Consider the following 13464-nt stretch of genomic DNA (forward strand, 5'->3'; position numbering starts at 1 on the left):
AACCACGATTGGGGTATCGCATTGGCCACTTCGCTCGACGCTTCGCTCACGCCTGCCGCGCCCACCAACCCGCTGGCGGCGGCGATCGTCGCCACCCTGGTCCAGCGCATCGGCAAGGACGAGAAGGCCGCCCGTCCGCATGACTGGCTGGCCGCGACGATCCTGACCGTCCGCAACGACATCATCCAGCGCTGGATGGAATCGACCCGCGACGCCCATGCCAAGGGGGCCAAGCGCGTCTATTATCTCAGCCTGGAATTCCTGATCGGCCGGCTGCTGCGCGACGCGCTGGCCAATCTGGGCCAGACCGGCGAGATCGCCGAGGCGCTGAAGACACTGGGCGTCGACCTGGCCGAGATCGAGGAGATCGAGCCCGACGCGGCGCTCGGCAATGGCGGCCTGGGCCGGCTGGCGGCCTGCTTCATGGAGAGTCTGGCGAGCCTCGACCTGCCCGCCTATGGCTATGGCATCCGCTATGTGAACGGCATGTTCCGCCAGCGGATCGACGATGGCTATCAGGTCGAGCTGCCCGAGAACTGGCTGCAACACGGCAACCCCTGGGAGTTCGAGCGGCGCGAGAGCGCCTATTTCGTCGGCTTTGGCGGCGAGGTGGTCGGCACCGAGACCGGCCATGTCCACTGGAAGGCCGGCGAGGCGGTGGAGGCGATCGCGGTCGACACGCCGATGGTCGGCTGGCGCGGCAAGCGGGTCAATACGCTGCGCCTCTGGACCGCGCGCGCGATCGACCCCTTGCGGCTCGACCGATTCAACGACGGCGACTTCGAGGGCGCTCTGGCCGGGCAGCTCCGCGCCGAGACGCTGACCCGCGTGCTTTATCCCAATGATTCGACGGCGGCGGGGCAGGAATTGCGGCTGCGGCAGGAATATTTCTTCTCCTCCGCCTCGATCCAGGACATCGTCCGCCGCCACGTCCAATATACCGGCGACATCCGCCTGCTGCCCGACAAGGCGGCGATCCAGCTCAACGACACCCATCCGGCGGTGGCGGTGGCGGAGCTGATGCGGCTGCTGATCGACTTCCACGACCTGGGCTTCGACGAGGCGTGGGACGTGACCCGCCGCACCTTCGGCTATACCAACCACACGCTGCTGCCCGAGGCGCTGGAAAGCTGGCCCTTGCCGCTGTTCGAGCGGCTGCTGCCGCGCCACATGCAATTGGTCTATGCGATCAACGCCAAGCTGCTGCGCGAGGCGCGGTCGCTGGGGTCGGACGACAACGCCATCAAGGCGATCAGCCTGATCGACGAGGCCGGCGAGCGACGCGTGCGCATGGCCAATCTGGCCTTTGCCGGCAGCCATTCGGTCAATGGCGTGGCCGCGTTGCACACCGACCTGATGAAGCAGACGGTGTTCGCCGACCTGCATCGTCTCTATCCGGACCGGATCAACAACAAGACCAACGGCATAACCCCGCGCCGCTGGCTGTTCGAGGCCAATCCGGGGCTGACCGGGCTGATCCGCGATGCGATCGGGCCCGATTTCTGCAACGATGTCGACCGGCTGTCGGGGCTGGAGACGCTGGCCGACGACAGCGCCTTCCAGTCCAAGTTCCAGGCGGTGAAACGCTCGAACAAGGTGGTGCTGTCGCAATGGCTGAAGGCGCAGATGGGCCTGCGCATCGATCCCGACGCACTGTTCGACGTGCAGATCAAGCGCATTCACGAATATAAGCGCCAGTTGCTCAACATCATCGAGACGGTGGCGCTGTACGACCAGATCCGCAGCCATCCCGAACGCGACTGGACGCCGCGCGTCAAGCTGTTCGGCGGCAAGGCGGCATCGAGCTACCACAATGCCAAGATGATCATCAAATTGGCCAATGACGTGGCGCGGCGGATCAATGCCGATCCGGCGATCGGCGGCCTGCTGAAGGTGGCGTTCGTCCCCAATTACAACGTGTCCGTCGCCGAGAAGATGATCCCCGCCGCGGACCTGTCCGAACAGATCTCCACCGCCGGCATGGAGGCGTCGGGCACCGGCAACATGAAGTTCGCGCTGAATGGCGCGCTGACCATCGGCACGCTGGACGGCGCCAATGTCGAGATTCGAGATCATGTCGGCGCGGAGAACATCGTGATCTTCGGCCTGACCGCCGACCAGGTCGCCGAGAAGCGCGCGCAGGGCTACAACCCGCGTGACTATATCGAGCGTTCGCCCGAACTGGGCCAGGCGCTGTCGGCGATCGCCTCGGGCGTCTTCTCGCCCGATGATCCCGACCGGTACAAGGGGCTGATCGGCGGCCTGTACGATGGCGACTGGTTCATGCTCTGCGCCGATTTCGACGCCTATGCCGCCGCCCAGCGCGAGGTCGACCGGCGCTGGAACGACCGCAAGGCCTGGAACCAATCCACCATCCGCAACGTTGCCCGGGTCGGTTGGTTCTCCTCTGATCGTACCATCCGCGAATATGCCAAGGATATCTGGGGAGTCCTGTGACACCACCAAGTGACGCCATCACCGCCCTGGTCGAGGGGCGTCACGACGATCCCTTTTCGCTTCTGGGTGTCTTTCCCGGTCCGGACGGCGCGTTCGCCCGGACCTGGATTCCAGGCGCGGAGACGGTCGAGGCGATCGGCCCGGACGGCCGGTCGCTCGGGACATTGAAACCGGTGCATGACGCCGGCATCTTCGAAGGCGCGATCGCCGGCGAACCCGGCCCCACCACCTACCATGCGGCCCGCGGCGAGGCGGAATGGCGGGTCGTCGATCCCTACAGCTTCGGCCCCGTGCTGGGGCCGATGGACGAATATCTGTTCGCCGAGGGCACGCACCAGCGGCTGTGGGACCGGATGGGCGCGCATCTGATCCGGCATCAGGACGCCGACGGCATGCATTTCGCGGTCTGGGCGCCCAATGCCAGCCGCGTGTCGCTGGTCGGCGGCTTCAACCATTGGGACGGCCGCCGCCATGTCATGCGCCGGCGCGGCAGCGTCGGGGTGTGGGAAATCTTCATCCCGGGCCTCGGCGCGGGCGAGCCGTACAAGTTCGAGATCGTGTCGCAGGGCGGTGCGCTGCTGCCGCAAAAGGCCGACCCCTTCGCCTTCGCCGCCGAGCTGCGGCCGCGTACCGCGTCGCTGACCACCGGTCCGTTCCAGCATCAGTGGCAGGACGACGGGCACCGCGAACATTGGGCCTCGGTCGATCCGCGCCGCGTGCCGATCAGCATCTACGAGGTCCATGCCGGCTCCTGGGACAAGGACGAGAATGGCTGGTTCCTAAGCTGGGATCAGCTCGCCGAGCGGCTGATCCCCTATGTCGTCGACATGGGCTTCACCCATATCGAGTTCCTGCCGATCACCGAACACCCCTATGACCCGTCCTGGGGGTACCAGACGACCGGCCTCTATGCCCCGTCGGCACGGTTCGGCGATCATGAAGGCTTCGCCCGCTTCGTCGACGCCGCGCACCAGGCCGGGGTCGGCGTGCTGCTGGACTGGGTGCCGGCGCACTTCCCGCTCGACGCGCACGGCTTGGCCCGGTTCGACGGCACCGCGCTCTACGAGCATGACGATCCGCGGCTCGGCTACCATCCCGACTGGAACACCGCGATCTACAATTTCGGCCGGCGCGAGGTGTCGAGCTATCTCGTCAACAACGCGCTGTTCTGGGCCGAACGCTATCATATCGACGGGCTTCGCGTCGATGCGGTCGCCTCGATGCTCTACCGCGACTATAGCCGCAAGGCCGGCGAGTGGATCCCCAACGAGCAGGGCGGACGCGAGAATTGGGAGGCGGTGGAATTCCTGCGCGCCACCAACCGCGCCGTCTATGGCCAGCATCCCGGCATCTTCACCGTCGCCGAGGAATCGACCAGCTGGCCGGGCGTCTCCCATCCCGCGCCGCCGCCGGGCGAGCGGAACGGAGGACTGGGCTTCGGCTTCAAATGGAACATGGGCTGGATGCACGATACGCTCCAGTACATGGCGCGCGAGCCGATCTATCGCCAGCATCATCACGGCGAGATCACCTTCGGCCTCGTCTACAGCTTCAGCGAGAATTTCGTGCTGCCGCTCAGCCATGACGAGGTGGTGCATGGCAAGGGATCGATCCTGGCCAAGATGCCGGGCGACGACTGGCAGCAATTCGCCAACCTTCGGCTCTACTACGCCTTCATGTGGGGCTATCCCGGCAAGAAGCTGTTGTTCATGGGCCAGGAATTCGCCCAGCGCGCCGAATGGTCGGAGGAGCGCGCGCTCGATTGGGGCCTCCGGTGCAGTCACGCGCATGAGGGCGTGCGCAACCTGGTCCGCGACCTCAACCGCCTCTATCGCGAGACGCCCGCGCTCCACGCGCGCGACTGCGAGGGCGAGGGATTCGAATGGCTGGTCGCCGACGATTCCGCCAATTCGGTCTTCGCCTGGCTGCGCAAGGCACCGGGCGAGAAGCCGGTCGCGGTCATCACCAACATGACGCCGATCGCGCGCGCGCCCTATCGCTTGCCGCTGCCCGAGGACGGCCGCTGGACCGAAGTGCTGAACTCGGACGCCGGCGAATATTGGGGATCGGGCCTGGGCAATATGGGCGGGATCGAGGCCAAGGACGGGGTCGGCTGGGTCACGCTGCCGCCGCTCGCCACGATCATGCTGCGCTTCGACGGCTGATCCCGGCCGGGGCTCGCTCACGCCGCCCCCACCGCGCCCCCTGTTCCTCGATCGATGTCCGCCGCCATGACCTAGCCACCCCGACCTGCCGAATACCGGAACCGACGCAAAAACATCGAAGAACAGGGCGGCCATCCCTCGACAGTTTCCATTCCGGGTGGAACAGTGCCGCCGAGACAGGAGGGACGAGGATGGATCATCGCAGGGGGCAGCCGCTGGCACGCGACGCCATGGCCTATGTGCTGGCCGGGGGCCGCGGCAGCCGGTTGTACGAGATGACCGACACGCGCGCCAAACCCGCCGTCTATTTCGGCGGCAAGTCGCGCATCATCGACTTCGCGCTGTCGAACGCGATCAATTCGGGCATCCGCCGCATCGGCGTGGCGACCCAGTACAAGGCGCACTCGCTGATCCGCCATCTGCAGCGCGGCTGGAACTTCCTGCGGCCGGAGCGCAACGAGAGCTTCGACATCCTCCCCGCCTCGCAGCGCGTGTCCGAGTTCCAATGGTACGAGGGCACCGCCGACGCGGTGTTCCAGAACATCGACATCATCGAAAGCTATGGTCCGGAGTTCATGGTCATCCTGGCGGGCGACCATATCTACAAGATGGACTATGAGATCATGCTCCAGCAGCATTGCGACAGTGGCGCCGACGTCACCGTCGCCTGCATGGAGGTGCCGCGCATGGAGGCCACCGGCTTCGGCGTGATGCATGTCGACGAGCGCGACCGGATCGTCGATTTCGTCGAGAAACCCGCCGATCCGCCCGCCATCCCCGGCCAACCCGACGTGGCGCTGGCCAGTCTGGGCATCTATGTCTTCGCCACCAAGTTCCTGATCGAGGAATTGCGCCGCGACGCAGCCACCCCCGGCTCCAGCCGCGATTTCGGCAAGGACATCATTCCCTATCTGGTGAAGCACGGCACCGCCCAGGCGCACCGCTTCGGCGCCTCCTGCGTGCGGTCCGAGTCGGAGGTCAGCGCCTATTGGCGCGACGTCGGCACCGTCGACGCCTATTGGGAGGCGAATATCGACCTGACCGACGTAGTCCCCGCGCTCGATCTCTACGAGAAGAGCTGGCCGCTCTGGACCTATTCGGAGATCACGCCGCCCGCCAAGTTCGTCCACGACATCGACGGCCGGCGCGGCAGCGCGGTGGCCAGCCTGGTGTCGGGCAACTGCATCGTGTCGGGCGCGTCGATCAACCGCTCGCTGCTGTCGACCGGCACGCGCGCGCACAGCTTCTCGATGCTGGACGAGGCCGTGGTGCTGCCCAACTGCCATATCGGCCGCGGCGCGCGGCTGCGCCGGGTGGTGATCGATGCCGGCGTTCAGATCCCCAATGGCCTGGTGGTGGGCGACGATCCCGACCTGGACGCCAGCCGCTTCCGCCGCACCGACAAGGGCATCTGCCTCATCACCCAGCCGATGATCGACCGGCTGACGGCGTGAGGGGTGGTGACACCGCCCGTACGCTGATGATCGACAATGCCCCGCAACGGTTCGCAGCGCCCGCCCCTTTTGCAACCCCGGCGAAGGCCGGGGTCCCCTTGGGGGCGGCTTCTTTTCTCCCAAGCACGGTCCATGACTGTACCCCGGCCTTTGCGGGGGTGCTTGCGTATTCTGTGGTGGCTTCGCTTCCGCCAAGACGTGCGATGCTAACCAGACACAAAGCCCCATGACAGGCCCAACCATGACCCCCGTCCTCTCCGTCGCCTCCGAATGCTATCCGCTGGTCAAGACAGGCGGGCTGGCCGACGTGGTCGGCGCGCTGCCCGCCGCGCTCGCGCCGCATGGCTTTGCCGTCTCGACGCTGGTCCCCGGCTATCCGGCGCTCGCCGAGCAAATCCGCACTGGCACGGTGGTGCATCACTGGCCGCATCTGCTGGGGGTCGAGGCGCGGCTGGTCGAGGCGCGGCTGGGCGAGCAGCCGCTGCTGATCCTCGACGCGCCCGCCCTGTTCGCGCGCGACGGCGGCCTCTACACCGACCGGGGCGGCAAGGACTGGCCCGACAATTGGCGGCGCTTCGCCGCGCTCGCCCGCGCCGCCGCCGATCTGGGCAGCGGCGCGGTGCCGGGCGGCGAATTCGCCATCGTCCATGCGCATGACTGGCAGGCGGCGATGGTCCCCGCCTATCTGCGCTTCGCCCCCGGCCCCGGCCCGGCGGCGCGAACCGTGGTGACGATCCACAACATGGCGTTCCAGGGCTGGTTCGACGCCTCGGTGTTCCACGATCTGGGCCTGCCGCACCATGCCTTCCGGCTGGACGGGGTGGAATATTATGGCGGCGTCGGCTTCCTGAAGGCCGGGCTCGAATCCGCCGATGCGATCACCACCGTCTCGCCCACCTATGCGCGCGAGATCCGCCACGGCGATTTCGGCATGGGGCTGGAGGGGCTGATCGCCGCGCGCGCCGACAGCGTCAGCGGCATCGTCAACGGCATCGATCCCGCGGTGTGGAACCCGGCGACCGATCCGCTTCTCGCCGCGCGCTACGATGTCGACAGCCTGGATCAGCGCGCCGCGAACCGCGCCGCGATCGAACAGGCGTTCGGCCTTGCTCCGACGGAGGGACCGATCTTCACCGTCGTCAGCCGACTGACCTGGCAGAAGGGCATGGACGTGCTGGTCGAGGTGCTGGACGATCTGGTCGCGCTGGGCGGCCGGCTGGCGCTGCTCGGCTCGGGCGATGCCGGGCTGGAGCAAGCGTTCCGGGACGCAGCGAACCGCCATCCCGGCCGCATCGGCCTTCGCATCGGCTATGACGAGCCCTTGTCGCACCGCTTGCAGGGTGGGGCCGACGCGATCCTGATCCCGTCGCGGTTCGAGCCATGCGGTCTGACCCAGCTCTATGGCCTCGCCTATGGCTGCGTGCCGGTCGTCGCGCGCACCGGCGGCCTCGCCGACACGGTGATCGACGCCAACGAGGCCGCGCGCGCCGCGGGCGTCGCGACCGGCATCGTCCATGACGGTGTCACGCGCGAGTCCCTGATCCACGCCATCACCCGCGCCACCGCGCTGTTCGCCGATCGGGCGGCATGGCGACGGGTGCAATCCAATGGGATGCGGGCCGATTTCTCCTGGACGGAGAGCGGCCGCCGCTATGCCCGACTCTATCACAGCCTGGGGGCCGCATGATCCGTACCATAGAATCGACGCCGTACACCGACCAGAAGCCGGGCACCTCGGGCCTGCGCAAGAAAGTGCGCGTCTTCCAGCAGCCCAATTATGCCGAGAACTTCATCCAGTCGGTGTTCGACGCGATCGCTGACAAGGATGGCGCGACGTTGGTGATCGGCGGCGACGGCCGCTTCCTCAATCGCGAGGTGATCCAGGTCGCGATCCGAATCGCCGCCGCCAACGGCTTCGGCCGGGTGCTGGTCGGCCGGGGCGGCCTGCTCTCGACCCCGGCGGCGAGCCATCTGATCCGCAAGCGCAGTGCGCTGGGCGGGCTGGTGCTGTCGGCCAGCCACAATCCCGGCGGGCCGGACGAGGATTTCGGCATCAAGTACAATGTCGCCAATGGCGGCCCCGCGCCGGAGAAGGTGACCGACGCCATCCATGCGCGCACCCTGACGATCGACCGCTGGCTGACCGTCGAGGGCGGAGATATCGACCTCGATACGCTGGGCGAGGTGACGGTGGGCGACATGACGGTCGAGATCGTCGATCCGGTCGCAGACTATGCCGCGCTGATGGAGACGCTGTTCGACTTCGCCGCGATCCGCGCCGCGGGTCTCACCATGGCGTTCGACGCGATGAGTGCGATCACCGGTCCCTACGCGACCGAGATCCTGGAGAACCGCCTGGGCTTCGCGCCGGGAACGGTGCGCAACGGCACGCCGCTGCCCGATTTCGGCGGCCATCACCCAGACCCGAACCTGGTCCACGCCCATGCGCTCTACGAGACGATGATGGGCCCGGACGCGCCCGATTTCGGCGCGGCCTCGGACGGGGACGGCGACCGCAATCTGATCATCGGACGCGGCCGGTTCGTCACCCCGTCGGACAGCCTGGCGATGCTCGCCGCCAACGCCCATCTCGCCCCCGGCTACCGCGACGGGCTGAAGGGCATCGCCCGCTCGATGCCGACCAGCGCCGCCGCCGACCGCGTCGCCGCCAAGCTCGGCATCCCCGCCTTCGAGACGCCGACAGGCTGGAAGTTCTTCGGCAATCTGCTCGACGCCGGCATGGCGACGATCTGCGGCGAGGAAAGCGCCGGCACCGGATCGGACCATGTCCGCGAGAAGGACGGGCTGTGGGCGGTGCTGCTGTGGCTCAACATCCTGGCCGCGACCGGCAAGTCGGTCGACGCGATCGCGCGTGACCATTGGGCGACCTATGGCCGCAACTACTACGCCCGCCACGATTACGAGGGCGTGGAGAGCGAGCGCGCCGATGCGCTGATGGCCGATCTGCGCGGACGGCTGGCCATGCTGCCCGGCACTGCGATCGGCGACCTGACGATCGAGACGGCGGACGATTTCGCCTATCACGACCCGACCGACGGCTCGGTCAGCCGCAACCAGGGCGTGCGGATCCTGTTCGCGGGTGGCAGCCGCGTCGTGTTTCGCCTGTCGGGCACCGGCACCAGCGGCGCGACGCTGCGCGTCTATCTGGAACGCTATGAAGCGGCGCGGATCGACGAGGACACCGGGGCGATGCTCGCGGACATCGTCGCGGCCGCGGATGAAGTCGCCGGCATCGTCCGCCACACCGGCCGCACCGAACCCGATGTGGTGACGTGAGCGACGGCCGGGGGCTGCTCGGCCGGCTGGGACGGCGGGTCGGCGCTTTCCTCTGGCCGCCCGCCCCAGCGGCCGGCACGCTCGGCGCGCATCCGGTCGAGGGCCGCACTCGTTTCGCGGTGCGCGCGCCGGATGCGTCGACGGTGACGCTCTGCCTGTTCGGCGCCGGCGGCGAGCGGCGTGTGGCGATGATACGCCATGACGACCAGTGGCGCGCCGACGTGCCGGACGTCGGCCCCGGCGACCTCTATGGCTACCGCGCGGATGGTCCCGCGGCGCTGGGCTTCGACCCCGCGAAGCTGCTGGTCGATCCCTATGCGCTCGAACTCGACCGCCCCTTCGCCTATCATCCACGGCTCGGTCAGCGCGGCGTCGACACCGCCGACCTGGTGCCGCGTGCGATCGTGCCGGTCCCCTGGACCGACGATCCGCTGCCGCCGCGTCGCTTCCAGCCGGGCGGGTTCATCTATGAACTGAACGTGCGCGGCTTCACCATGCGCCATCCCGACGTACCGGCCGAACAGCGCGGCACGATCGCGGCGCTGGCGCACCCCGCCGTCATCGCGCATCTGCGCCGGATCGGCGTCGACGCGGTCGAATTGATGCCGATCGTCGCCTGGATCGACGAGCGGCACCTGGGACCGCTCGGCCTGACCAACGCCTGGGGCTATAACCCGGTCGCGATGATGGCGCTCGACCCGCGCCTGGCGCCGGGGGGCATGGACGAGTTGCGCGCGACGATCGCCGCCTTGCGCGCGGCGGGGATCGGCATGATCCTGGACGTCGTGTTCAACCATAGCGGCGAGAGCGACCTGGCCGGACCGACCCTGTCGCTGCGCGGCCTCGACCCGCTGTCCTATGCCCATGCGCCCGACGGCAGCCTGATCAACGATGCCGGCACCGGCAACACGCTCGACTTCGGGCGACCGCATGTCCGGGCGCTGGCGCTGGATGCCTTGCGCCATTTCGCGCGCATGGGGGTGGAGGGCTTCCGCTTCGATCTCGCCCCCGTGCTCGCCCGTTCGCCCGCCTTCGATCCCGCCGCGCCGATCTTCGCCGCCATCGCCGAGGACCCGGTGCTCTCGACCCGGATCATGATCGCCGAGCCCTGGGACATCGGCCCCGGCGGCTATCAATTGGGCGCGTTCCCGGACGGATGGCTGGAATGGAACGACCGCTACCGCGACGACGTCCGCCGCTTCTGGCGCGGCGACCTGGGCGCGGGCGCGCTCGCCACGCGGGTCGCGGGATCGTCCGACCTGTTCGGCCGCGCCGCGCGCACCCGCAGCGTCAACTTCGTCAGCGCGCATGACGGCTTCGCGCTGGCCGACGTGGTAAGTTACGCCGGCCGCCACAACCACTCCAATGGCGAGGACAATCGCGACGGCCATGCCGAGGAGGTCTCCTGGAACAACGGGGTCGAGGGGCCGAGCGACGATCCCGACATCCGCCGCCGCCGCGACGATGATGTCCGCGCGCTCCTCGCCACCTTGTTCGCCTCGCGCGGCACGGTGATGCTGACCGCCGGCGACGAGTTCGGCCGCACCCAGGACGGCAACAACAACGCCTATGCGCAGGACGAACTGTCCTGGCTCGACTGGGCGGGACGCGACACCGCGCTGGAAGATTTCGTCGCGCGCCTCGCCGCGCTGCGCCGCGCCGGGCCGCTGACCGACCAGCTTTGGCTGGCCCAGGCCGACTGGCGCGACCTGAGCGACCGCCCGATGACGCCCGAACGCTGGCAGGCGGCGAACGGCTTCGTCCTGCGCCTGCCGATGGGGGCGGAGATGCTGACCCTGCGCATCGACCGCGACGAGCGTCGCGTGACGCTGGCGCGCTGCACCCTGTTGGAGAGCCGAGCTTGACGCGTCGCCTGACCCTCGCCACCGCCGCCGGCCTGCTGACCCTGTCCCCCGCCGCCGCCCAGACCAGCCCGGGCGCCATGCCCCCCTCGCCCGCGCAAGTCTTCGGCCCGCTCTACCACGCGGTGGAAATGCGGCGGATCTTCCCCGACTCGAAGACCTTCGCCGATGCGGTGCCGAAGCGACCGGCGGCGGCGATCCTGGCCGCCTATCGCGCCTGTCGGTGCGACGACGATGCCGCCTTGCGCCGCTTCGTCGCGGCGCATTTCGCGCTGGCCCCGGACGCCGCGCCGCGTCCGCAGGAAAAGCTGCCGCTGGTCGACCATATCGACCGGCTCTGGCCGCAACTGACCCGCACCAGCATGACGGTGCCGCCCGGCGCCTCCGCCCTGCCGCTCCCGCGTCCCTATGTCGTGCCGGGCGGGCGGTTCCGCGAGATGTATTATTGGGACAGCTGGTTCACCATGCTGGGCCTGCAAGCCTCCAGGCAGCAGCGGCTGGTCGAGGACATGATCGTCGATTTCGGCAGCCTGATCGACCGCTACGGCCATATCCCCAACGGCACCCGCAGCTATTATCTCAGCCGCTCGCAGCCGCCCTTCTTCTACCTGATCGCGGCCATGTCGCGCGACCCCGCGACGCTCGCCACCCGGACGCGCCAACTGCGCGCCGAGCATGACTGGTGGATGCGCGGGAGCCAGGACCTGGCTCCCGGCGGTGAGCAGGCCCGCGTGGTGCGGCTGGCCGACGGCACGCTGCTCAACCGCTATTGGGACGATCGCGACGACCCGCGCGACGAGAGCTACCGCGAGGATGCCGAACTCGCCGCCGCGACGCCCGGGCGCGACCCGCGCCAGCTCTACCGCGACCTGCGCGCCGCGGCGGAGAGCGGCTGGGACTTCTCGTCGCGCTGGCTGGGCGACCGGCGCACGCTGGCGACGATCCGGACGACGCGGTTGCTGCCGGTCGACCTCAACAGCCTGATGGTCGGCATGGAACGCGCGCTCGCCGACCAGTATCGGAAGCTGGGCGACGCCGCCACGGCCGATGCCTTTGCGCGCCAGGCCGAGACGCGCGCCACCGCGATCCGCCGGCTGATGTGGAACGGCCGCTTCTTCGCCGATTACGATCTGGACGCGAAGGCGGTTTCCGACCAGCCGACCGCCGCCATGACCGTGCCCCTGTTCGCCGGCATCGCCACCCCCGACCAGGCCCGCGCCACAGCGGCGGCGCTGGCCCCGTTGATCGGCGAGGGCGGGGTACGCACCACCCTGATCGCCTCGGGCCAGCAATGGGACGATCCGAACGGCTGGGCGCCGCTGCAGTGGACCGCGATCACCGGCCTGCGCCGCTACGGCCTCGCCGCTCCGGCCGCGCGGATCAAGGCGGCCTGGCTGGCCACGGTCGCCCGCGAATATGCCGCGTCCGGCAAGCTGCTGGAGAAATACGACGTCACCGAGCGCAAGCCCGGCGGCGGCGGCGAATATCCGACGCAGGACGGATTCGGCTGGACCAATGGCGTGACGCGAGCGCTGCTGGCGGAGCGATAGGCCGTTAGCGCAACCGGCGCACGCGCACCGCGCGTCGTCCCGGCGCGGAGGCGACATAGCTACCCAGCGTGCCTGCCTTGATCGTCACCGCGTCGCCCTTGCGCAGCGGCACCATCGCCGCCTCGGTCGACTCCCACGATCCGCCCCCCTCGACGCGGAACCGGAACAGGCCGCCGGGCAAGCCGCTGACATCCTCGACGCGACCGACGAGCTGACGCAGCGGTTCGTCGTCCTCGCCCTGCCCGAACAGGCGGATCGACGGCAGCGAGAAGCCGAACAGCGACCGTTTGGCCTGCCGGACCTCGGCCCGGTCCAGCACCACCACGTCCTTCCTGCGGCGCGCATCGTCGAGCGCCGCCGCCGCTTGGTCGAAACAGGCCAGCCGCTCCGCATCGGCGGCGATCCGCCGACACGCCGTCAGTCGCTCGAATGCGCGATCCGCCGGTGGCGGCGTTGCTCCTTGCGCGACCAGAGCGGCCGCCATGACCATGTTCAGCATGCGCATCCTGTTGCCACTGCCCGAACGGCGAGTGTGACAAAATTATTGACTGATTACCCCGTTATCGTCGCATCATTCGATTTTCGACGCAAATAGAATTAGGTCAGCCCCAATGACTTAGTTGCCAGAAAACAACACAAATCTGCTTTTTTGCTATCTGCATCGAATGAAAATTCGACA

Annotated in this window: 8 protein-coding genes; 7 read left to right on the forward strand and 1 reads right to left on the reverse strand. The window is 68.3% G+C overall.

What is annotated here, in order from left to right; genetic code table 11:
- Positions 1-21: 21 nt before the first annotated feature.
- From GGQ96_RS15815 to treF, 7 genes are all read left to right on the forward strand, one after another.
- The gene (locus GGQ96_RS15815; protein ID WP_184116513.1) at positions 22-2457 is read left to right on the forward strand and encodes a glycogen/starch/alpha-glucan phosphorylase; all 2436 of its coding nucleotides are present in this window, start codon (positions 22-24) and stop codon (positions 2455-2457) included.
- Positions 2454-4622 (forward strand): 1,4-alpha-glucan branching protein GlgB, encoded by a 2169-nt coding sequence (glgB, locus tag GGQ96_RS15820; RefSeq protein WP_184116515.1) that lies wholly within the window; start codon positions 2454-2456, stop codon positions 4620-4622. Before GGQ96_RS15815 ends, glgB begins: the two co-directional genes overlap by 4 nt.
- A gap of 191 nt (positions 4623-4813) precedes the next feature.
- Entirely contained in the window at positions 4814-6076 is a 1263-nt protein-coding gene (gene glgC, locus GGQ96_RS15825; RefSeq protein ID WP_184116517.1) for a glucose-1-phosphate adenylyltransferase, read from the forward strand.
- Between the two features lie 241 nt (positions 6077-6317).
- Complete coding sequence (glgA, locus tag GGQ96_RS15830; protein WP_184116519.1) at positions 6318-7763, forward strand: glycogen synthase GlgA; 1446 nt, start codon at positions 6318-6320, stop codon at positions 7761-7763.
- Positions 7760-9373: an alpha-D-glucose phosphate-specific phosphoglucomutase gene (locus tag GGQ96_RS15835; RefSeq protein WP_184116521.1), complete on the forward strand. Its 1614-nt coding sequence runs from the start codon at positions 7760-7762 to the stop codon at positions 9371-9373. Before glgA ends, GGQ96_RS15835 begins: the two co-directional genes overlap by 4 nt.
- Positions 9374-9492: 119 nt before the next feature.
- A complete protein-coding gene (locus GGQ96_RS15840) occupies positions 9493-11238 on the forward strand; it encodes a glycogen debranching protein (protein ID WP_425506709.1) in 1746 nt (581 codons plus the stop codon).
- Positions 11235-12785: an alpha,alpha-trehalase TreF gene (gene treF / locus GGQ96_RS15845; protein WP_246360661.1), complete on the forward strand. Its 1551-nt coding sequence runs from the start codon at positions 11235-11237 to the stop codon at positions 12783-12785. Before GGQ96_RS15840 ends, treF begins: the two co-directional genes overlap by 4 nt.
- 4 nt (positions 12786-12789) lie before the next feature.
- On the opposite strand, the gene GGQ96_RS15850 is transcribed toward treF, so the two are convergent.
- The gene (locus GGQ96_RS15850) at positions 12790-13284 is read right to left on the reverse strand and encodes a hypothetical protein (protein ID WP_184116523.1); all 495 of its coding nucleotides are present in this window, start codon (positions 13282-13284) and stop codon (positions 12790-12792) included.
- Positions 13285-13464 lie beyond the last annotated feature (180 nt).

Origin of the sequence: Sphingomonas abaci (assembly GCF_014199625.1) — a bacterium.
In the GTDB taxonomy this organism is placed as follows: domain Bacteria; phylum Pseudomonadota; class Alphaproteobacteria; order Sphingomonadales; family Sphingomonadaceae; genus Sphingomonas; species Sphingomonas abaci.